Genomic DNA, 23,281 nt, shown 5'->3' with positions numbered 1-23,281 from the left:
TTAATTATGAGTACTCAGCTAAAGTTTAGATTGTCAAGAATATTGATTGCGGTAACCATTATTTCTACCTGCTCCATTTTACGATCACAAGATCGCCCTAATGTTATCATTATGATGAGCGACGATCAGGGCTACGGAGATATAGGTGCTCATGGTAACCCGTATTTGGAGACACCTAATATGGAATCTATAGGAGAGCAAGGTGTAGAGATGACCCATTTTTTTGCATATCCAAATTGCTCTGCATCCCGTGCTGCTGTTTTAACTGGTAGATATCCATATAGAACTGGGGTAACAGCTGTAACTCAGGTAGATCACTTTATGAATACTTCAGAAGAGACTTTGGCTGAAATACTTCAAGATAATGGCTACAGAACTGGCATTTTTGGAAAATGGCATTTAGGCGATAATGCACCAATGAGACCCACAGATCAAGGGTTCCAAGAAGCGTTGGTACATAAAGGTGGTGGAATAGGTCAGGCTGCAGGACCTGCAGGAAATACCTATTTCGACCCTATTTTAGAACATAACAATGTGTCTAAAAAGTATGAAGGGTATTGCGATGATATTTTTACCAATGCTGCTTTAGATTTTATCGGTCAAAAGGACAAAAAGCCTTTTTTAGCATATTTAGCGACCAATTTGCCTCATTTTCCGTTACAGGTTCCAGATGAACGGGCAGAGCCTTATCGCAAAAAGGGATTGCATGAAGACAACGCACTAACTTATGGTATGATCGATAACATTGATTACAATGTTGGTCGCGTGTTAGAGAAATTAAAGGAACTGGGGATTGAAGAGAATACCATTGTAATTTTTCTTTCTGATAATGGTCCAAGAAACAGAAGAACAAAGAATGATGTTTACCCCGGTCGGTGGACAGCTAATTTAAGAGGTACTAAGACAAGTGTCTATGAATGTGGTATTAGAGTACCGTTTTTTGTAAAATGGCCCGGTCATATACAACCGGATCAGACCAAGAAAACTATGGGTACCGTAATCGATATTTTACCTACCATACTTGATGCTTGTAATATACAGGCACCAGAGAATATTAAGATTGACGGAAAATCTCTTTTACCTTTGTGGACCGGTAAAAAGACTTCTTCTGAGAATAGCTTGTTTTTCACTCAAATGCATTATGGTCCTACACCTTTTAAATACATGCATTTTGCAGTAAGAACCCAAAAATATAAATTGATTAGTCCGCATGATTTTCCACATGGCATTCTATACCAACCCAAAGATGAAGAATTACAAGAAGTACTGGCAAATTTAGAGTTATATAATGTTGAAGAAGACCCAAGTGAACGCATTAATTTAGCTAAAGACCATCCGGATGTTGTAGAAGATTTATTGGCCAAGTACGAGAATTGGTTCGATGAGGTTACGGAAGAGCGAGACGCTAAAGGTATTCAAAGAATATATTTAGGTACACCGCAACAACCAGAAGTAAACCTATCTAGATTTGATTGGGGCGGACCTCGTGTAATTTCAAAAAATGAATTGGGGCACTGGCGGGTTACTACAGAGTCCGGATTGTATACCATTAGCTTAGATCTCCCAGAGGTAAACGAAGATGGCATGGCACATATAAAATATAACCGTTTACATCTAACAAAGCCTATTGTTAAAGGACAGCGAAATGTTGTTTTTACCTACGTTTCTTTGCCAAAGGGAGAAGGTAATTTTCATGCGTATTTTAAAATTGGAAGATTGGCAACAGGACCGCTATTTGTTGATGTTAAACGGCTTAAAGACGGGCAATAACAATTTATAATCTAGTTAAAGATATGGAGAGACATAAAAACAGGGCATTTACATATGCCATTATAGTCGCCATTGGCGGTTTTATATTTGGCCTGGACGCAGCCTTAATATCTGGAACAGTAAATTTTATAACCAATGAATTTGGTTTAACGGATTTAGAACTTGGCACTGCGGTAAGTGCACCCGCTCTTGGAGTTTTGTTGGCGTTGCCATTTGCAGGGTATGCATGTAATCAATTTGGACGAAAAAGAACATTGCAGATTGTTGCGGTGCTTTATCTTTTTTCTGCAATAACTTCTGCCTTAGCTCCAAATTATTGGACTTTGGTAATAGCCCGTTTTATTGGAGGCTTGGCTTTTAGTTCAATCTCTTTGGCATCAATGTATATTGGTGAAATAGCGCCCCCAAAGCTACGTGGTAAATTAGTATCGATGACACAAATAAATATTGTAGTTGGTTTATCGACTGCCTATTTTATTAATTATATCATTTTACAAGCTGTAGGAGTTAATGGAGGATGGGCAGAAAGCTGGGGTGTTACAGAACATACATGGCGGTGGATGCTGGCATCTGAAATCTTACCAGCCTTGGTGTGGCTTGTTCTATTGTTTTTTATACCTGAAAGTCCGGCTTGGTTGGTTTATAATAGTAGAATAGCTGATGCAAAAAGAACTTTGATGAAAATTATTCCGTCTAATGAAATAGACGAATATATTCAAGAAACTCTTAATGGCTTAGGTAAAGCGGATGAAAAAAGATCGATGTGGGCTCAGCTAAGGGAAATTTTCAGTAGACCAATGCGCAATATCCTGATAATTGCAACCACTATTGCAATAGTGCAACAGTCTACAGGTATAAATGCCATATTATTTTATGCTCCTACTGTTTTTGAACAATTGGGATTGGGTACGGATGCTGCATTTGCTCAAGCTATTTGGATAGGGCTTACGAGTGTTGTTTTTACCATATTTGCCATTTTATTGATTGATAAAATTGGGCGTAAGCCAATGATTATTTTTGGTATGGTTTGGATTATTATTAGTTTGGGTATGTGTTCATACGGATTTAAAAGTGCTAGATATACTATAACCAAAGATGCTATTGCCGAAATTACTAACGTAGAAACTGGTGGAAAACTAAACGTACTTATAGGAAAAGAATTTAATAGCGATACAGATTTTAAGAATGCTATTAAGAAAGTTTTAGGTGAAGAAGAGGCTCGAAATTATACCAGTTTGCTTTTAGAAGAAGCAGCTGATCTAAACGCAACTTTAATATTGATAGGTCTATTAAGTTTCATAGCTGCATTTCATTTCTCTGTAGGTCCAATTATGTGGGTGTTATTTTCTGAAATCTTCCCTATTTCTATTAGGGGAGTAGCTATACCTTTTTTTACAATGATTACTAGTTTGACCAATTATGTGGTACAGCAGTTTTTCCCATGGCAATTGGCAACTATGGGAGGTAGTGCTATTTTTCTTTTTTATGCAACTACGGTAGCAATTGGTTTGATCATTATATGGCGATATTTAAAAGAAACCAAAAACAGAAGTATTGAAGAAATACAATTGGCGATGCTAAAAAAGTAATTTCAATTTTATCACATAATAATTTATAATCTAAACATGAGTGTTTTTAAAGTAGAGCAACAAAAAAATATTAAAAGTTCGGCTATGACCCATATTAAACTAAAAAGTATAGGTATTGGTGAATGTAACTGGACAGAAGGTTTTTGGGCAGATAAATTTAAGATGGCAGAAGAAGTAATGGTGCCTTATATGGGTGATCTACTCTGTGGTGATATAGGTCATGCTTTAAATAATTTTAAGATTGCAGCTGGTTTAAAAGAAGGAGAGCATAAAGGAATGTTTTGGCATGATGGGGATTTTTATAAATTCATTGAGGCAAAAACTTATATCTATGCATATACTAAAAATGCTAAGCTACTTTCTGAAATTGATGAATTTATTTCTATTATTTCTCAAGCTCAAGAAGAGGACGGTTATCTACAAACGCAGATTCAACTACGTGAAAATGTAGATAGATATGAGAACAGAAAGTATCACGAAATGTACAATACGGGGCATTTATTAATTAGTGCCTGTACACATCATAAAGTAACAGGTAAGGATAATTTTTTGAATATCGCTATTAAACATGCTAATCTGCTTTATACTATTTTCATGCCGGAAACAAAACATTATGCACGATTTGGGTTTAACCAAACTCAAATTATGGGTTTAGTAGAACTGTATAGGTCGGTGGGTGATGTTAAATACTTAAGGTTAGCGGAAAAATTTATCAATAATCGTGGTAAATATGAGGTGAAACATGATTCAACAACTATAGGGTACCCTATAGGTGATATGGTTCAAGAGCGAACACCTCTACGAGAATCTAAAGAAGCGGTGGGGCATGCCGTATTGGCTTTGTATTACTATGCCGGTGCTGCCGATGTGTATTCTGAAACAGGTGAAAAAGCTTTAATCAATGCTTTAGATTTACTTTGGGACAATGTTACACAGAAAAAAATGTATGTTACTGGGGCCGTAGGACAGGCACATTATGGGGCATCAACGAATTTAGATATGATTGAAGAGGGCTTCATAGATGCGTATATGATGCCTAATATGACCGCGTATAATGAGACTTGTGCCAATCTATGTAACGCCATGTTCAGTTATCGCATGTTTGGTATTCATGGAGAGTCAAAATACATGGATATTATAGAGTTGGTTCTTTACAATAGTGGGCTTTCTGGTATAAGTGTTGGCGGAAAAGAGTATTTCTATGCCAATCCTTTAAGAATGGTCAATAATACACGAAATTATAATGCTCATGAAAATGTAACTGAAACTCCAGATAGGGAACCTTATTTAGAGTGTTTTTGTTGTCCACCAAATCTTGTTAGGACAATTGCAAAGGTTTCTGGCTGGGCATATAGCATTACCAATGCCGGAGTTTCCATAAACTTATATGGCGCAAATACTTTAAAATCTAAATTATTGGATGATTCTTTAATCCAACTTACACAAGAAACCAATTATCCGTGGAACGGACATATTAGAATTAAAGTTGATAAGTGTAAAAATGAACCATTTGAAATGGCATTTCGCATTCCAAATTGGGTAAAAACAGCATCGATTAAAGTGAATGAGGAGCCTATTTCTGTAGAGATGATTTCAGGAACATTTGTCAGGATCAAGAGAGTATGGAAAAAGGGGGACATAGTTATACTGGATTTTCCAATGGAGATAAATCTAGTTGAAGGTCATTCAAGAATTGAAGAAGTTCGTAATCAAATTGCGATCAAAAGGGGGCCTATCGTTTATTGTATAGAATCTCCGGATTTACCTAAGAATACAGAAATATTAAGTGTGTATTTTAATGGTGATGCTGTGTTGGAAGAAGAGTATCAGTCAAATTTTTTAGGAGGAATATCAATTATCAAAGGGGAAGTTTTACTGCGTAAAGATAGCTCTGATGGAATGTATAACACCGTTACCAAGCCTGTATGGGAGCCTTTTAAAACTAAGTTTGTGCCTTATTTTGCCTGGAGTAATAGGGGGCAGGCAGAAATGACTGTTTTTATGCCAGTAGTTTGGAGATGATTTTAATCTGGTGCTATGTTTTTATATGATATAATAAAGGGTAAAATAGTGTAGGTCATAGTTAATAATCACATCTCACATTTTCTTGTTTATGCGTTTCTTGTAATCCTTATTTCAACTCTAAGTAAAATGAAAAAAATCACTTTGTTCAGCTTTTGTCTTTTAGCCGTTTTCTTTTCCTGTAAAGAAAATCAAGAAGTTGCATCAACAGATGTAAATCAAAAAAAAGAAATATTATCACTAGATACCAATAGAGGTATTATTAACAATACGAATAGTCCTAATGTTAAACTTAAAAGTATAGATATTGGGGATTGTCGTTGGACCGAAGGCTTTTGGGCAGATAAATGGAAAATTGCCGAGGAGGTTATGATCCCGCATATGGGAGAAATTCTTAAAGGCGATGTTGGTCATGGTTATAATAACTTTAAAATTGCGGCAGGTCTTAAAGAAGGCGAGCACAAAGGTTTTTGGTGGCATGATGGTGATTTTTACAAGTGGATGGAAGCCAATTTGTATCTATACGGAGTAAACAAGGACGAAGCTATTGTAAATGAACTAGATGAGATTATAGAGGTCATCGGCAAGGCACAACAAGATGATGGGTACCTTTCTACCCCTGCTATCATTCGTGAAGATATAGACCCGTTTACCAACAGAAGATATCATGAACTTTACAATAGTGGGCATTTATTGACCGCTGCATGTATCCATAATCGTGTAACAGGTAAAACTAACTTTTTGGATATCGCCATTAAACATGCAGATTATTTATACGAATTATTCGTACCAATAAAAGACTCATTGAAAAGGTTTGGCTTTAATCAAACCCAAATTATGGGCTTAGTTGAGCTTTATAGAACTACGAACGATAAACGTTATTTAGAGTTGGCGGAACAATTTATAAACCTTAGAGGGACCTATAAAATTGACGACGACTCTACAACAAAAGGATATCCTATAGGTGATATGGTGCAAGAAAGAGTACCACTTAGAGAGGAAACAGAAGCTGTGGGCCATGCCGTACTTGCTCTGTATTACTATGCGGGAGCTGCAGATGTATATGCTGAAACTGGTGAAAAAGCATTGATAGATGCCTTAAATAGGCTATGGGACAATGTTACTAACAAAAAAATGTATATAACCGGTGCTGTTGGGCAAACGCATTACGGTAGATCCTCTCGTTTAGATAAGATAGAAGAAGGTTTTATAGATGAATTTATGATGCCTAACATGACCGCCTATAATGAAACCTGTGCCAATATTTGTAATTCAATGTTCAATTATAGAATGTTGACCTTAAGTGGAGATTCTAAGCACGGAGATGTTATGGAATTAGTGTTGCATAATAGTGGACTTTCAGGTATTAGCTTAGAAGGAAAAGATTACTATTATTCTAATCCTTTGCGTAAGGTAGATGGTGCTTTGGATTATGATAAAATGAATGTTGAATTTCCAGAACGTCAGCCTTACTTAAAATGTTTTTGTTGCCCGCCAAACCTAGTGCGCACTATAGCTAAATCTCCTGGGTGGGCATATAGTAAATCAGAGAACGGAATTGCGGTAAACCTTTATGGCGGTAATGAGTTGAATACGACTTTATTGGATGGATCAGCAATAAAATTGAACCAAAAAAGTAATTACCCTTGGGACGGTGCAGTGCAGATTACAATAGAAGAAAGTAAAGCTGAAGCCTTTGAAATGTTGTTGAGAATTCCTGCTTGGGCAGAAGGCAGTACCATTAGTGTTAATGGTAAGGCAATTGACAATGTTGTTGCAGGTAGTTTTGCGAAAATTAATCGTGAATGGAAAGCTGGAGACGTCATTTCTTTGAATATGCCAATGGAGGTGAAATTTGTTGAAGGTCATCCTAGAATTGAGGAAGTTCGTAATCAAGTTGCGTTAAAAAGAGGCCCTGTAGTGTATTGTGTTGAGACTGCTGACTTGCCTGAAAATACTAGTATTTTTGATGTTTACGTAAAGGGTAGTAACCAATTTAAACCTACCTACAGACCAGATTATTTAGGAGGTATGGCTACTTTAGATGGTGAGGTTATGATCCGTAAAGATAAAGCTATGGGTATGTACCAGGAAGTAGGGGTGCCAAAATTCGATGCTTACCAAACCCATTTAATACCTTATTATGCTTGGAGTAATCGTGGTAATGGTGAAATGACAGTATTCATGCCAATGATATGGAATTAATGGTATTTCAAATTACTGATTTAAAAAAATTAAATAGTTATAAAACCAAGAAAAGGCTAATGAAAGGGATATACCTCTTTGTTTTATTGCAAGTTTTTCTTTTGAGCTGTAAAGGCCAAAATGAGAAATCAATTGAGAAACCTAATATTCTATTTATCGCCATAGATGATTTAAGACCTGAATTAGGCGCCTACGGTTCAGAAGTTGCAATAACGCCCAATATGGATGCACTTGCGGCAGAAGGTCTTTTGTTCAATAATGCTTACTGCCAAGAAGCCATTTGTAGCCCCTCTAGAGCAAGTGTTATGACAGGCGCCCGACCGGAGACTATTAAGGTTATCGAAAATTTTTCATATTTCAGAGACCTCAATCCAGATATAGTAACCTTGCCACAGCATTTACAAACGGCAGGGTATGAGACTGTTTATACGGGAAAGATATTTCATCCTGGTTACACTGATGAAGAACTTTCATGGAGTAGAAAAGCATATTCAGGGCCTAAAGTTGAGGAAATGCCAGATAGGGTTAGAGGATATGTACTAGCTGAAAATCAAGAGATATTTAGGAAAAACCGAGCTGAAGTCATTGCCAAATATGGTGAAAATGCACCTAGAAATGGCTTAGGTAAAGGTCCGGCTTATGAGTTTGCAGACGCTCCTGATAATAGCTATGAAGATGGTCATAATACTGAATTGGCCATTGAAACTATGAAGGAAATGGCGCAAAACGATAAACCATTTTTTTTAGGGTTGGGATTTTTAAAGCCTCATTTAGAATGGATCGCTCCTAAAAAGTATTGGGACATGTACGAGGATGTGGATTTGCAATTGACAGATCAACATGAGGGTCCGGTAAATGGTGCGGCAATGGGGCTGCATGCTTCTTTTGAATTACGTGCTAGAGCAGATATTCCTAATTATGGTGATATAAAAGAAGAACAAGCTAAAAACTTAAAACGAGCATATTTGGCCACAGTGAGTTATGTTGATGCTCAAATAGGTAAAATGCTAAAAGCTTTGGAAGAAGAAGGGTTAAGGGACAATACCATTATTATGCTGTGGAGCGATCATGGTTGGCATTTGGGCGACATGGGTATTTGGGGAAAAGCAACTAACTACGAAATAGCTACGCGAGTGCCGCTTATAGTTTCAACACCTAATATGCCAGATGCCGTAAGAGGTAGTAAAACCAATGCCCTCGTTGAACTAGTGGATATGTACCCAACGCTATGCGAATTAGCAGGAGAGTCGATTCCTGAGAGTGTTGAAGGACAAAGTTTTAAACCTTTGTTGATGAACCCTAACATGGAATGGAAAACAGCGGCATTTACTCAATTTCCAAGTCCGGCATTACGAGAATGGGCTGCCAACCCTTTGTCTAAGGGGATGAGAGAAACATCGTTCGGACCATTGTTAAAGGAGGTCGAAGATAGGATAAAGAAACAACAGGGCGATAAATGGAATAGGGACCTTTTTGAAAATAGATTAATGGGATATTCTATGCGTACATCTCAATATCGTTTTACGGTTTGGAAAGATTATACGGATACTAAGGCCAAACCTATATTTTTTGAACTTTACAATCATCAATCAGATCCAAAAGAAACTGTGAATATCGCAAATGATAATCCAAATTTAGTAGCGCAACTTTTAGTTCAATTTAATAAGGGTTGGATGGGTAATATGGCTGAGTTTAATTAATTTCTTACGGTTATGAGACAATGTTTTGTGCGCTTTGCGTTCGGTTTTTCTTTTCTATTATTAGGTGTTAGTTGTAAAGAGATGTCAAAAAATGATGTATCTCGGTTAACTGAAATAAAAAAAAGACCAAATATTATACTGATCGTAGCAGATGATTTAGGGTATGCTGATGTTGGTTTTAACGGTTCTAAAGATATTGACACCCCTCAATTAGATGAGCTGGCATTGAACGGTATAATTGCAACTTCAGGTTATGTAGCACACCCCTTCTGTGGTCCTAGTAGGGCTGCATTATTAACGGGCAGATATCCACATACAATAGGTTCTCAATTTAATTTACCTGCAAATAGTGAAGTGAATGTGGGTAAGGGTATACCGTTACAGGAAGTCTTCATGAGCAAAATGTTAAAGAACGCTGGCTATACCACCGGTGCTATTGGAAAATGGCATTTGGGCGCAGTGGCAGATTATCATCCTAATAAAAGAGGTTTTGATGATTTCTATGGATTTTTAGGCGGTGGTCATAAGTATTTTCCAGAGGAATATACTGTTATTTATAACAAGCAAAAAGCAGAAGGACGAGAGGTTATTTTCGATTATTTAAAGCCATTGGAACATAATGGCAAAAATGTGGAAAACCCTACGGAATATCTTACGGATGAGCTATCTAGAAAAGCCGTGGATTTTATAAAAGGTACAAATACAGACGAGAATCCTTTCTTCTTGTATTTGGCATATAATGCCCCTCACGTACCGTTAGAAGCAAAGGCGGAAGACCTAGAGTTATTTAAGCATATTGAAGATAAAGACAGAAGAACGTATGCTGCCATGGTATATGCAGTTGATAGAGGCGTTGGCGGGTTAGTAAAAGCGCTTAAAGCTAAAAAAGAATATGAAAATACGCTTATTGTTTTTCTTAGTGATAATGGAGGTAAACTCTCAAAAGGAGCAAATAATTACCCTTTAAGGGAAGGAAAAGGAAGCACTTGCGAAGGCGGTTACCGCGTGCCAATGTTTTTTCATTGGCCGGCAAATATTCCTTCAGGGAAAAAGTTTGATTATCCGGTTTCTACGCTAGATTTTTATCCTACGTTTGCGACATTGTCAGGGGCTTCTATCCCAAAGAGTAAAAAATTAGACGGAAAAGACATTTGGCAAGATTTAATAGAGGATAGTAACCCGAGAAAAGACGAGCCTGTATTTGTTTTAAGACATAGAGAAGGGTATAGCGATGTTGGTGTTAGACAGAATGAATGGAAAGCCTTAAAGACAAATGAAAACCCTTGGAAGCTCTTTAATATAGAAAATGATCTAGGTGAAACTAATGACCTAAGCAAAGAACACCCGGAGCAGTTGAAACAAATGGTTTTAGAAGCTCAGAACTGGAGTAATACCCATACAGAACCGCAATGGTTTGATCCAGAAGAATTACAAAAAGATTGGGTAGAACAAGAAATGGCGAAGTTCAATCAAACTTTTGACCTGAGTGGAAAGTAAGTTATTTAACACTTTTTTATAATCCAGTTTATTTTTTATTTCAGGTATATAGCTCTTTGTTAATCTAAAATTTAGCGATGTACATAGTGCTAATTCTAAATCAACAACTAATAGGGGTAATGTATTTTGCGTTTTACGCTCTTAGTAATTTCTATTTGTTTTCTATAATGATTTCTCATTCTAGCTTTATTAATTAAACCCCATCTTTTTAAATAAAATTATAGCTAATTAATTATTGATTTCGACGTGGCTTCGGTTTAGACGGCTATTTTTTTACAAAGTGTAATTTGTGTTAGTGTATCGATTTTCTGTAATCTGAGCTATTTATTCTTGGTTTTATTTCAGATTTTTCAATACAGATTTTTCCGCTATCTTGTAATTGCTAACTCAATTTTTATGAAAGTTAAACGCTGTAAAGTTTTTACTTTATTATTGCTATGCTTGTTTTCCATGATGTCCACGGCTCAAGAAAATAGCTTGGAGTATAAAAAGCATTTGACCATTTCCAATGGGCTTGCCCATAATGGTGTAACAGCTGTTTTAGAAGATTCTCAAGGGTTTTTGTGGTTTGGTACTTATGATGGTCTTAATCGTTATGACGGGCATGATTTAAAAACATTTAAGAATACCGTTAATAGTGAACTTTTTACAAGTAATAGAATAAGAGCGTTGGCCGAAGATCTAAATGGAAATATTTGGATAGGCACAGATGAGGGTATAACCCTATATTACCCTAAAACAGCTCAGTTTAAAAGTTTGTTTTCAAATAAAACTCTAAATAAAGAGAAGAAGGGCCCCGTTGTTAGAAATTTTATTTTTGACCAAAGCAAAGGTAGGATCATTGCAACAACCGAAACTGATGGGATATTGATATTCAATACTGAATATGATTTTCTAAAACAGTATAGTTTGCCTAATTCATATTCCAGTAAAATTGAAATTGTAGGTGCATTAAACCTAAAATCCAATAACTTTCTATTTGCAAGTACCGGTGGTTTATTTGAATCAAATTTAGAGGACGGCAAATTTCAACAAATACTTCCTGATGAAATACCTTTTTGTAGATCGGTAACTTCAATAGGTGAAAACTTATTTCTGGTAACTCAGCGCAATGGTGCCTCTATCGTAAGATATGAGTTTGATGGGGCTAAACTTGTATATCGTTTGATCAAAAAAGATATATTCTCGGAGTATCGCTTTAATTTTGCAGAAATAGATCCATCAAAAAAGCTATGGTTGGGTACTTTAAGTGATGGTGCACTGCGTTTTAATACCGTGTCAGATTTCATTAACGAATCTGGGTCTGGTTATGATTATTTTAAATCAAACTCGGGTTTACTTCGGGTAAGTTCTTTTAAGTCGATAGGGAATACTGATCTTTGGATGGGCACTTTTGATAAAGGAGTATACCAGTTCAATACTTCTACAAATCCTTTTAAAACATCAGATTCTAAATCAGAATTTGATTTTGGTGTTAGCGATACGCATATTAGACACATTGCCAAACTTGATGAAAACAGATTTTATCTTACTAAAAATGAAGGGGGAGTAGCTCTTTTTAATACGGTTACAAATCAGTTTGAACCAGTTGTTCTAAAATTGCCTCAGAGGTATAACAGTAAAATTTCTGCGATTTATATCGATAAAGAAAAGAATACTTTATTTAAAATCTCGGAAGAAGGATATTTTTTCTTAAGGAAAAATGAAAGCAAGCCAAAGCACTTAGACACTTCCCTGTTGCCAGAATTTGAGAATGATACGCCTTTCAAATTTTCTGAAGATAAAAGGGGGAATATTTGGATTACCTGTAAGAACGACGTCTATCGGTTAAAAATAAACGAAAATGGAGAAGTTCTAAGATTAGAAAATTTAAATGCCCATGCCTTGTTTAAAAATAACAGATTATCATTGATCAGATATGTCTACGTAGACCCTTTAAAAGACTTTGTTTGGCTTGGCACCGCAGAAGATGGTCTTATTAGAATAGATGTTAATAATGATAAGCTACTTACATCATTGAATGTAAAGCAATATAAAAAGAATGGTCAGATTAACGGCTTGCCAAGCAATTTTGTTTCGTCGATTATAAGAACAGATGGAGAACTTTGGCTAGGTACCGAAGGTGCAGGTATCTGTAAGGTGTTAAATGATGATACAACACCGGAGTTTATTACATATTCTGAAAAACAGGGACTGTCGAATAACGTAGTAAAAAGTATTTTAGTAGATAATTCCGAGAACCTTTGGATTGCGACCAATATAGGGTTGAATAAGTTTTCTACGGTAAACAAAACTTTCCGAACGTTTAAAAAAGAGGATGGTTTACCGTTTGAGGATTTTTGGTATACGGCAGATAAAATGGGTAACGGAAAACTATTGTTAACAGGTTTAGAAGGTTTTTGTTTGTTTAATACTGCAGACGTTCCTGTTGAAGAAGAGCTTCCTAAGTTACAATTTGGAGATTTTAAAGTCTCTAACCGAATAATCCAACCATTGGATACATTAAATGGTAGGATCCTTTTAACAGAGCGCCCAATTGATTCATCAGTAATTAATTTACGTTATGACGAAAATGTCTTTTCGGTAGAATTACATTCACTTCATTTTAAGGCTCCCGATAATCATAAAATAAAATATAGATTATTACCTGTAGATAAAGAATGGATAGAGGCTTCCTCTGATCAAAAGACAATAAGTTATAGTGGTTTGCAACCAAATAACTATTCTCTACAAGTTGCGGCATCTAATTCGGTTGGTGAGTGGACAGTACCTAAAACACTTTTTATAGCCATATCGCCACCATATTGGAAAACTACAAAGGCATATGTCCTATATCTTATATTAACGCTGTTGTTACTTGGGGCCATACTTTATTATATTTTGAAAATGCAAAAGCTGCGGCATAATATTCAAATCGAAAAACTTGAGAAAGATGCCGAAAAAACCATCAATGAAGCAAAGCTTAGATTTTTTGCCAATATTTCTCATGAGCTTAAGACACCATTAAACTTAATAACTAGTCCTATAAAAGTGTTGTCGGATACATTCAAAGGGAATTTGGATGTTGAAAATAAATTAAATATAGTAGAGCGACAGTCACGAAAAATAAGCCAACTTATAGATCAAGTAAATGATTTTGAGCGTGTAGACGCAAATGTTATGGAAATGGATTACTCTAGATTCTATTTTGATAGTTTTCTTAAAGAGTTGCTAGTAGATTTTAGATTTTTGGCGGAAAATACAAATCGTGAATTAGAAGTATTGGCGGATCATTCTAATATTGTCGTATCGGCAGATCGTTATAAATTAGAAAAGATATTTAATAATCTTCTCAGTAATGCTTTTAAATATTCTGATCCTGGAGATAAAATATATGTTAGCTATTCAGTATCCGAGAAAGATTTGAATGTGATAATCCGTGATACGGGCAGAGGTATCGATAAAGAAGATTTACCTCATATATTTGAACGCTTTTTTAGATCAAAAAAGAATCAGAATATTCATGCAGTAGGTTCAGGTATAGGCTTAGCGTTCTCTAAAAGATTGGTAGAAATGCATTACGGCTATATTGAAGCGGATAGTGAATTGAACAATGGTACGACTATGAAAGTACGTTTGCCAGTGGTGAAAAAAGAGTCGGCTTTAGATCAAGAGACTAGAAAGTTAGAAATACTTACTGCAGAGAATAATGCAGTTAATGAGAATCAATGGTTTCAGAATACTGAGCTAGCTCCTATAGAAATAACAAATAATTATGAGGACAAAATTGTCTACTACGTTGAAGATAACGTAGATATGCAAATTCATGTCTCCAATATTTTGTCTAAATATTTTGAAGTAAAAGTCTTTGATAATGGAGCTCAATGTATTGAGGCAATGGATGAACAATGGCCAGATATACTTATAAGTGATATTCAAATGCCCATTATGGATGGTCTAGAACTTTGTAAACGTATTAAAGTAGATATAAAAACGAGTCATATACCAGTTATTTTACTAACGGCTTTAGCAGACATTGAAAATCGTATTCAGGGCATAAAAGATGGTGCCGATGCGTATATTCAGAAACCTTTTGATGCTCGCCAATTGATTACCCGCACGGTTGCTTTGCTAGAAAATAGAAAAAGACTTAGAGAGCGTTTTGAAATTGGACTACCAATGGTTAAGGACAATAATATAAATAATAGGAACGATGACGCATTTCTAGAAAAGCTATATAATTTAATGAACGAAAACCTTTCTAACGAGAACTTGGATATGGATGAATTTGCCCGAAATTTATTCATGAATCGTACTCATTTTTATCAAAAGGTAAAAAGTTTGACAAACAAAACTCCTTTTGAATTACTAAAGTTATTTCGATTAAGAAAGGCCGCTGAATTATTGGCACAAGACCAAAAAATATCTGTCAGTGAAGTATGTGTAATGACAGGATTTAAAAGCAGAACCCATTTCAGTAAACTGTTTAAAGAAAAATACAACGTTTCCCCTGGTAAATTTGTTGCCACCCAATTGTCTAATAATTAATTAGAAATTATCCTTAACAATAATACATTTTTTACTTTGGTATTCATACTATCAGTGGTGTATGCTAAAATAGTAATACCTAAGTATTGTATTTTGGTCAACACCTTTTCAGTTGTTTTTAAAGTATGATCAAATCTTAAACTGCGCAAGTAGGCAATGGTCATTGCTCTTTAAGATAAAAAATGACCTTACCATCATCTTTTTGGTAGGTGAGATTACTAATTTACAGAGAGAGACATTAGATACACTCGCAAATACATCAAATTATGATTTTTAAACGTCATTTGAACTAGAGCAATACTTAGTTTTAAGTAGAAAGATATTGTGGTAAAAATTAAGAAAGTTGCCAATGTTAAGCTATTAAAAACAAACAACCATATGAGTAAATTTTATTTTAATGAAGAGCAAGATTCTTATGATGCCATTGTAGTAGGTACTGGTATATCTGGAGGATGGGCTGCCAAGGAATTATGTGAAAAGGGATTAAAGACTTTGATTTTAGAACGTGGACCCATGGTTGAGCATATTAAGGATTATAAAACGGCTCTTATGGACGATTGGGATTTTCCTCATGGCATGGAGCTTTCGTTAGATGAAAAAGCAAAGAGACCAAAGCAAAGCAGAACCAATAAAGGGAGGTCGGCAGATTCGTATAAATGGTTCGTTAATGATCTTGAACATCCATATAACGAGACAAAACCTTTTAATTGGATGCGTGGTTACCATGTAGGCGGTCGTTCAATAACTTGGGGAAGACAAAGCTACCGTTGGAGCGATCTTGATTTTGAGGCAAACAAAAATGATGGGCATGGTGTAGATTGGCCTGTTCGTTATAAAGATATTGCACCTTGGTATGATAAAGTAGAAACATATATTGGGGTTTCTGGAGAAAATTTAGGACTCCCTCAACTTCCCGACGGTCAATTTTTACCGATGATGCAATTGAACTGTGTAGAACAGCATTTTAGAGATGGTGTATCTAAAAATTTTGATGGTAGAGTGGTTACCGCTGGTAGAATTGCCCATATTACAGGTGATAAATCTTTTGAAGGAAGAACTAAATGTCAGTTTCGAAATCGCTGTGCAAGAGGATGCCCTTTTGGTGGGTATTTTAGTAGCAATTCTTCTACACTACCTGCTGCTGAACGAACGGGTAATTTAACTTTACGCCCAGATTCTATTGTCACAGAAGTAGTTTATGATCCCAATACAAAGAAAGCTAGTGGGGTAAAAGTAATTGATAGATTAACAAAGGAAAAATTGGTTTTTAATGCCAAAGTGATCTTTTTGTGTGCCTCGGCCGTTGCCTCGACCTCCATTCTATTACAATCAAAATCTGACCGCTTTCCCAATGGTCTGGGTAATGATTCTGACCAATTGGGAAGAAATATTATGGACCACCATTTAGGCGCCGGAGCTAATGGTAAAATAGATGGTTATGATGATAAATATTACAAAGGTCGTAGACCAAATGGAATATATATACCAAGGTTTGAAAATTTAAATGGAGCTTCAAAAGATAAAAATTATATAAGAGGATTTGGTTATCAAGGTGGCGCCAATAGAAAAGATTGGAAAACGTCCATTGCAGAATTTGGTGTAGGAGTTAAATTAAAAGAAGCAATTTTAAAACCAGGCGGATGGGTCATGGGTGTTGGTGGATTTGGTGAAATTCTTCCTTATTCGGATAATAAAATGACACTTGATTATGACAATTTGGATAGTTGGGGTCTACCTACGGTAACTTTTGACGCTGAGATAAGGGAAAATGAATTGGATATGCGTGAAGATATTGCCGTTTCTGCGGCTGAAATGCTTAAAAAAGCAGGTTTCCGTGATATTAAAATGAATAATAGCAAGTACAATATGGGGCATGGTATTCATGAAATGGGGACTGCGCGTATGGGCCGTGATCCTAAAACTTCAGTATTAAATGGGCATAACCAAGTACATACCGTACCTAATGTATATGTTACTGACGGCGCGTTCATGACTTCCTCAAGTTGTGTTAATCCTTCGTTAACCTATATGGCATTTACAGCACGTGCCGCTGACCATGCCGTTCAAGAACTTAAAAATGGAAATATCTAATGGATAGAAGAAAAGTATTAGTACAGATGGGGTTAACCATGGGATATGTTATCGCTGCCCCAACATTTACAAGTTTGTTACAAAGTTGTAAAGGTGAAAAGACAATAACTTGGGTACCCACTTTCCTTACAGAAGATGAGGGGAATTTGCTTAAAATCATTGTAGATGTGGTATTGCCCAAAACTGATACACCTTCGGCTTCTGAGTTAGATGTGCATAGGTTTATAGATTTTTTTGCTGATGAATGTTTAGATTCTGAACAGCAAAAAGCCTTAAAAATTACTTTGAAGAATTTAGCTTCAATAGCTTTGTCTAGATCTGATAAAACAGAAATGGCAACATTGTCCGTAAGTGATTTAACTCCAGTTATAAATTCAGCGGTAGTAGAAAAAAACAATGATGAATTTCCTTTTGCCCTAAAATTACGTGATTTGATTATTTGGGGCTACAAATGCAACGAGTATGTAGGTGAACAGGTGCTGGCTTATTTACCAGTTCCTGGTGAATATATACCGTGTGCAGATTTAAATGAATTGACTAATGGTAGAGCTTGGTCCGAATAATTGAGAACAAATGGAAAGAAGGAGATTTTTGAAGAAATCAGCTTTGGCAGGTAGTGCATTACCGTTGGCAGGAAGTTTCATGTCATTTAATGGCCAGCAGAACACCAATATAAAGAACAGTTTTAATTTAAAGTATGCACCTCATATTGGGATGTTTGAAAATCATGCAGGTAAAGATCCTATTGACCAATTGAATTTTATGGCTGATCTAGGCTTTACAGCTTTTGAGGATAATTCAATGCGGAAAAGGGATGTAGCCTTGCAAGAAAAGATGGCTAAAACAATGCAAGACCGCGGTATTGAAATGGGTGTTTTTGTTGCCGTATTTCTAAAGGAAGGTCATGTGGGGTCTGGTGATATAAGTAAACGAGAGGAATTTCTTGCGTATTGCAAACAGTCTGTTGAAGTAGCTAAAAGGGTTAATGCTAAATGGATGACAGTGGTACCAGGTAATGCGGCACCTAAAATACATATGGGATATCAAACGGCCAACGTAATCGAAACCTTAAAACAAGCATCGGCTATTTTTGAACCTCATAATTTAACCATGGTTTTAGAACCGCTCAATTTCTTCAACCATCCTGGTGCATTTTTAACAAGATCACCGCAGGCTTATGAAATATGTAAGGCAGTTGATTCGCCTTCCTGTAAAATATTATTCGATATCTATCATCAACAAATTCAAGAGGGTAATCTTATACCTAATATGGAAGCCTATTGGGATGAAATTGCATATATCCAAATAGGAGACAATCCTGGGAGAGCTGAACCTACCTCTGGTGAAATTAATTACAAGAATGTTTTAAAATATATAAATTCAAAAGGATATAATGGTATTCTTGGTATGGAACATAAAAATTCAAAACCGGGTAAAGAGGGTGAAAAAATGGTAATCAATGCCTATAAAGAGATAGATAATTTTAAATAGTTAAGAAGTAATGCAAAGACGAAAATTTATATCAAATACTATAAAAGCAACAAGTTTAATTTCAATGACGGGTTATTCTGCGTTAGGTATGGGCAACGTCAATTTTTTGAAAAAGGACCTGTTTTTTAAAATATCACTAGCTCAGTGGTCATTTCATAATGCATTGCGAGCCGGAAAAATGGATAATCTTGATTTTGCTGAGAAGGCAAGGAGTTTTAATTGTGAAGGGCTTGAGTATGTGAATCAATTTTTTATGGATAAGGCTAAAAACAAAAAGTATTTATCTGAAATGAATAACAGGGCGTCGTCTGAGGGTGTAGAAAATGTTTTAATTATGATCGATAGGGAAGGGCAGTTGGCAGATGTTGATTCTAATAAACGTATACAAGCTATAAATAATCACCACAAATGGATTGATGCTGCACACTTTTTGGGCTGTCATTCCATACGGGTAAATTTAGGTGGTGGAGTTGATAAGAATGAAGCAACAAAAGCTGCATTGGACTCTTTGCAGCAGTTATCGGATTACTCTAAAGGTTCAGGTATTAATATATTGGTAGAAAATCATGGTGGGTTTTCTTCTGATGGATTATGGCTATCTAACATTATGAAAAATGTAGATCGTGAAAATTGTGGTACCCTACCAGATTTTGGAAATTTCTGTACTCAAAAAAATATAGATCGCGAATGCATTGAAGAGTATGATAAGTACAAAGGGTTTGCAGAAATATTACCTTTTGCCAAAGGAATAAGTGCTAAAGCAACAGCATTTGATCAAATGGGTAATGAAACAACCATAGATTATGTAAAAATGATGAAAATGGTCAAAGATTCTGGTTATACTGGTTTCGTCGGTATCGAGTTTAGTACGGCTAGAGACAGCGAGGAAAAAGGTGTGCAGTTGACTCGAGATTTACTTGTACGTGCAGCGTCTAACTTGTAAGGCTATATTTCATTCGTTAGGCAAGGATAAAATCAATTGTGGACTCTTTAATGTTGTTGTTAAAACTCAGCATAACAAAACTTAGTCTAGTTTAGTGGTCATAGGTGTTTAATTTCTATGGCCACTAATATCCATTTCTTAGGTTTTGCTCCCATTTCCAAGAAGAAAGGGTCATATCGTCTAACGTTAATAATGCTTTCCAATTAAGGTTGGTTTGTGCTTTGTTTGGGTTTGAATATAATTGTGGTACGTCCCCATCTCTTCTTTTATCGTAAGAGTAGTTAAGACTTATGCCTGTTGTTTTTTCAAAAGAATTTATAACATCCAATACAGAGTACCCTGTACCTGTACCCAAATTGTAAACTTCAAAATTGGATTTTGATTGGTTGCTTATTAGTCTTTCAAAGGCTAAAACGTGAGCTTTAGCTAAATCTACTACATGTAGGTAATCTCTAACAGCAGTTCCATCTGGTGTGTCATAATCATTACCAAAAATTTTTAATTCACGTCTAATACCTGCCGCTGTTTGGGTAATAAAAGGCATTAAATTATTGGGAATTCCATTAGGAGCTTCTCCTATCTTTAAAGAATCGTGAGCCCCGATCGGATTAAAGTACCGCAAAGAAATAGCGTTGAGAGACTCGGAGACTTTGGTTAAGTCTTCTATAATTTCTTCAGCAACTTTTTTTGTGTTACCATATGGTGATGTGGGTCTTTTGGTTTGGTTTTCTTCGGTAATCGGAAGAACATCAGGTAAACCATACACAGTAGCTGATGAAGAAAATATTAAATTGGAAATTCCTTGGTTTTCCATGTTTTCTAGAACGTTCAATAAAATGTTTATATTATTGTGGTAATATTTAATAGGCTTTTTTACACTTTCACCTACTGCTTTCAATGCGGCAAAATTGATGACTCCACTTGCATCTTTATGAGCATTAAAAAAAGATTTTGTCCTATTGTTATCGGTTAGGTCTATTTGTTCAAACAGAGGTTTTGTTCCCGTTATTTCCTGTATTCTATCTAATACTGAAACTTCAGAATTACTTAAATCGTCAACAAGGACTACGTTAAAGCCTTTCATAATGAACTCAACTGCCGTGTGCGAACCAATATAGCCCGTGCCACCTGTAATTATGATTTTTTGTTTCATTTTAATAGTATTGAACAACTTGTTTTTTAAATTAAATCTTTTAATTTTCTGGAAGCGAATTCAGCCGTAATATCCCGTTGGGGCGTTCCAAACATCTCATAGCCTACCATAAATTTTTTAACCGTTGCACTGCGCAACAAAGGTGGGTAAAAACTCATATGCCAATGCCAATGTTCATTAGTTTTACTATTGGTAGGTGCTTGGTGAATTCCACTTGAATATGGAAAAGAACATTGAAACAACTTATCATATGCCCTTGTAATTGCAGAAATGGCATCGGCAAAGGCTACAGTTTCATTAGATGACATATGGGTAATATCAGATTGTTTTTTCTTTGGAACAATCATGGTTTCAAATGGCCATATGGCCCAGAAAGGGGTTAAAACAATGAAATCTTTATTTTGGTAAATTATACGTTCTTCAGCTTTGATCTCTTGAGCTAAATAATCAACTAATAAACTACTGTTGTTATTAATGTAGTAGTTCTTTTGCTGTTTATCCTTTTTTAATACTTCGTTTGATAATGTGGAGTGGCTCCATATTTGACCATGGGGATGTGGGTTGCTACATCCCATAACTGAGCCTTTGTTCTCAAAAATTTGAACGTATTTAATGGTGTCGATAGCACCTAATTTTAAATACTCTTTTTGCCAAACCTTAACTACTTTGTTAATCTCGTTAACCTCCATATCCGCTAAGCTCTTAGAGTGATCTGGACTAAAACATATTACTTTACAAATACCTGTTTCGCTTTGCGCTTGAAACAGGCCGTCATCTAGTTTAAAATCTTTAGACTCCTTTTGTAGTGCTGCAAAATCGTTTGTAAATACAAATACATCTTTATAATCTGGATTTCTTTCTCCATTGATTCTTTCATTTCCTGCGCATAAAAAGCAATTTTCATCATGAGAAGGTCTCTCCTCTTTTGAAATTTTTTCATTTTGTCCTTGCCATGGTCTTTTTGACCTATGTGGTGAAACTAACACCCATTCGCCTGTAAGTATATTTAAGCGTTTATGTGAATAGTCTTGTAATTCTGTCCGCATTTAGATTTTGTTTATTCAATTATTTTTGTGCCGTCTGAAAGCCTTATAGCATGAACGGTACAGTCTATGTTGAACTTTTCTTTATAACATTTAGATACTTCTATAGTAAATGACTTTGTATGTTTAGTCAATATCAAATTAATAGTACAACCGCCAAAGCCGCCGCCCATCATTCTAGCTCCCAAAACATGTTCGTTTGCACGTGCTTTACTAACCAGAAAATCTATTTCATCACAACTAACTTTATACTGATTTTGTAACCCGTTATGAGATTGGAAAAGCAGTTTCCCCAATAATTTTAAATCTCTTTCGGTAACAGCTTTAGCTGCTCTTAGCACTCTTTCATTTTCCTCTATGATATATAGTGCTTTTTGATAATTTTCAGGGGTTACCCGTTCTTGTATCTTTTTGAGGTCGTTTTTGGTAACGTCTCTCAATGCTTTTACCTTCAATTTTTTGGAAATAGTTTCACAAACAGAGCGTCTGTCATTATACGCGCTGTCAGTTAGGCTATGTTTTACATTTGAATTTATCAATATAAGTTGATAGTCTTGAAAATCAATTTTGTAAGCCTTAGATTTTATTGTTCTACAGTCTAGCAGTAATGCGTTGTTTTCAATACCGAACATACTAGCGTATTGATCCATAATCCCGCATTTTACACCTACAAAATTGTGCTCTGCTTTTTGAGAAATTAAGATCATTTCTTTTTTAGAAAGTCCTAGGTCAAAAAGTACATTTAAACCAAAGACAACACTGTTTTCTAGTGCAGCTGATGATGACATACCGGCACCGCCCGGTATATCTCCGCCAAAAACCAAATCAAAATTTTTGACTGTTTTACCACAGTTCTGTATTTCTGCTATCACACCTATAATGTAATTTGCCCAACTACCTTTTTTTAAGGGTTTTAAGTTGGCAGTTGAAATGATATGTTCCTCATCTTTATCAATGGCATAAGCTGTAGATATATTGGCATTACTTTTTTGGATTGCCAAAATAATACCCAAATCTACGGCGGCCGGAAATACAAACCCATCATTATAATCTGTATGTTCTCCAATTAGATTAACTCTACCAGGAGAAAATATCATTAAAGGGTTAGCATTAAACTTTTCAATAAAGCTTGTTTTTATCTTCTTTAGTAATTTTTTATTCATCTACATATTTTATGCTTTAACACCTATTGGTGTCTTAAAAATGCCAGCAGTATTATATTTTCTTTGCCTTATTTATGAGGTTTAATC

14 protein-coding genes are annotated in these 23,281 nt (G+C 35.6%); 11 read left to right on the top strand and 3 right to left on the bottom strand.

The annotated features are described in order from the left end of the window. Positions 1-6: 6 nt before the first annotated feature. The 11 genes from CSC80_RS01490 to CSC80_RS01440 all read left to right on the top strand — a co-directional run bounded on the left by CSC80_RS01490 (position 7) and on the right by CSC80_RS01440 (position 19,835). Positions 7-1,770, top strand: a complete 1,764-nt coding sequence (locus CSC80_RS01490) for an arylsulfatase (protein WP_099191364.1) — start codon at positions 7-9, stop codon at positions 1,768-1,770. Between the two features lie 23 nt (positions 1,771-1,793). Next, the gene (locus tag CSC80_RS01485) at positions 1,794-3,359 is read left to right on the top strand and encodes a sugar porter family MFS transporter (protein ID WP_099189279.1); all 1,566 of its coding nucleotides are present in this window, start codon (positions 1,794-1,796) and stop codon (positions 3,357-3,359) included. Between the two features lie 84 nt (positions 3,360-3,443). Next, positions 3,444-5,381, top strand: a complete 1,938-nt coding sequence (locus CSC80_RS01480) for a beta-L-arabinofuranosidase domain-containing protein (RefSeq protein WP_236973301.1) — start codon at positions 3,444-3,446, stop codon at positions 5,379-5,381. 129 nt (positions 5,382-5,510) lie between these two features. Next, positions 5,511-7,586: a beta-L-arabinofuranosidase domain-containing protein gene (locus tag CSC80_RS01475; protein ID WP_099189275.1), complete on the top strand. Its 2,076-nt coding sequence runs from the start codon at positions 5,511-5,513 to the stop codon at positions 7,584-7,586. Positions 7,587-7,645: 59 nt separating this feature from the next. Then, a complete protein-coding gene (locus CSC80_RS01470; RefSeq protein ID WP_099191362.1) occupies positions 7,646-9,286 on the top strand; it encodes a sulfatase in 1,641 nt (546 codons plus the stop codon). 12 nt (positions 9,287-9,298) lie between these two features. Beyond that, positions 9,299-10,783, top strand: a complete 1,485-nt coding sequence (locus CSC80_RS01465) for a sulfatase-like hydrolase/transferase (protein WP_236973300.1) — start codon at positions 9,299-9,301, stop codon at positions 10,781-10,783. 396 nt (positions 10,784-11,179) lie between these two features. Then, entirely contained in the window at positions 11,180-15,310 is a 4,131-nt protein-coding gene (locus CSC80_RS01460) for an ATP-binding protein (RefSeq protein ID WP_099189271.1), read from the top strand. 378 nt (positions 15,311-15,688) lie between these two features. Next, on the top strand, positions 15,689-17,401 hold the full coding sequence (locus CSC80_RS01455) for a GMC family oxidoreductase (RefSeq protein ID WP_099191360.1): 1,713 nt from the start codon (positions 15,689-15,691) through the stop codon (positions 17,399-17,401). Next, a complete protein-coding gene (locus tag CSC80_RS01450) occupies positions 17,401-17,964 on the top strand; it encodes a gluconate 2-dehydrogenase subunit 3 family protein (protein WP_099189269.1) in 564 nt (187 codons plus the stop codon). Before CSC80_RS01455 ends, CSC80_RS01450 begins: the two co-directional genes overlap by 1 nt. A 10-nt stretch (positions 17,965-17,974) precedes the next feature. Continuing rightward, the gene (locus tag CSC80_RS01445; protein WP_099189267.1) at positions 17,975-18,892 is read left to right on the top strand and encodes a TIM barrel protein; all 918 of its coding nucleotides are present in this window, start codon (positions 17,975-17,977) and stop codon (positions 18,890-18,892) included. Positions 18,893-18,902: 10 nt separating this feature from the next. Further along, complete coding sequence (locus CSC80_RS01440) at positions 18,903-19,835, top strand: TIM barrel protein (protein WP_099189265.1); 933 nt, start codon at positions 18,903-18,905, stop codon at positions 19,833-19,835. Between the two features lie 124 nt (positions 19,836-19,959). On the opposite strand, the gene galE is transcribed toward CSC80_RS01440, so the two are convergent. Genes galE through galK form a run of 3 tightly spaced genes read right to left on the bottom strand, consistent with a single transcriptional unit; the run spans position 19,960 to position 23,194 of the window. Continuing rightward, entirely contained in the window at positions 19,960-20,988 is a 1,029-nt protein-coding gene (gene galE / locus CSC80_RS01435) for a UDP-glucose 4-epimerase GalE (protein WP_099189263.1), read from the bottom strand. Positions 20,989-21,014: 26 nt separating this feature from the next. Then, entirely contained in the window at positions 21,015-22,034 is a 1,020-nt protein-coding gene (locus tag CSC80_RS01430) for a UDP-glucose--hexose-1-phosphate uridylyltransferase (RefSeq protein ID WP_099189261.1), read from the bottom strand. An 11-nt stretch (positions 22,035-22,045) separates the two neighbouring features. After that, positions 22,046-23,194: a galactokinase gene (gene galK, locus CSC80_RS01425; protein ID WP_099189259.1), complete on the bottom strand. Its 1,149-nt coding sequence runs from the start codon at positions 23,192-23,194 to the stop codon at positions 22,046-22,048. Positions 23,195-23,281: the final 87 nt, after the last annotated feature.

It is taken from the genome of Maribacter sp. 6B07 (assembly GCF_002700155.1).
GTDB lineage: Bacteria > Bacteroidota > Bacteroidia > Flavobacteriales > Flavobacteriaceae > Maribacter > Maribacter dokdonensis.
This window is presented reverse-complemented; position numbering and strand designations above follow the sequence as displayed.

What these genes read in the sequence shown, in the direction of transcription:
- CSC80_RS01490 (WP_099191364.1), top strand. Translation starts at nt 7, where the DNA reads ATGAGTACTCAGCTAAAGTTTAGATTGTCAAGAATATTGATTGCGGTA.
- CSC80_RS01485 (WP_099189279.1), top strand. Translation starts at nt 1,794, where the DNA reads ATGGAGAGACATAAAAACAGGGCATTTACATATGCCATTATAGTCGCC.
- CSC80_RS01480 (WP_236973301.1), top strand. Translation starts at nt 3,444, where the DNA reads ATGACCCATATTAAACTAAAAAGTATAGGTATTGGTGAATGTAACTGG.
- CSC80_RS01475 (WP_099189275.1), top strand. Translation starts at nt 5,511, where the DNA reads ATGAAAAAAATCACTTTGTTCAGCTTTTGTCTTTTAGCCGTTTTCTTT.
- CSC80_RS01470 (WP_099191362.1), top strand. Translation starts at nt 7,646, where the DNA reads ATGAAAGGGATATACCTCTTTGTTTTATTGCAAGTTTTTCTTTTGAGC.
- CSC80_RS01465 (WP_236973300.1), top strand. Translation starts at nt 9,299, where the DNA reads ATGAGACAATGTTTTGTGCGCTTTGCGTTCGGTTTTTCTTTTCTATTA.
- CSC80_RS01460 (WP_099189271.1), top strand. Translation starts at nt 11,180, where the DNA reads ATGAAAGTTAAACGCTGTAAAGTTTTTACTTTATTATTGCTATGCTTG.
- CSC80_RS01455 (WP_099191360.1), top strand. Translation starts at nt 15,689, where the DNA reads ATGAGTAAATTTTATTTTAATGAAGAGCAAGATTCTTATGATGCCATT.
- CSC80_RS01450 (WP_099189269.1), top strand. Translation starts at nt 17,401, where the DNA reads ATGGATAGAAGAAAAGTATTAGTACAGATGGGGTTAACCATGGGATAT.
- CSC80_RS01445 (WP_099189267.1), top strand. Translation starts at nt 17,975, where the DNA reads ATGGAAAGAAGGAGATTTTTGAAGAAATCAGCTTTGGCAGGTAGTGCA.
- CSC80_RS01440 (WP_099189265.1), top strand. Translation starts at nt 18,903, where the DNA reads ATGCAAAGACGAAAATTTATATCAAATACTATAAAAGCAACAAGTTTA.
- galE (WP_099189263.1), bottom strand. Translation starts at nt 20,988, where the DNA reads ATGAAACAAAAAATCATAATTACAGGTGGCACGGGCTATATTGGTTCG.
- CSC80_RS01430 (WP_099189261.1), bottom strand. Translation starts at nt 22,034, where the DNA reads ATGCGGACAGAATTACAAGACTATTCACATAAACGCTTAAATATACTT.
- galK (WP_099189259.1), bottom strand. Translation starts at nt 23,194, where the DNA reads ATGAATAAAAAATTACTAAAGAAGATAAAAACAAGCTTTATTGAAAAG.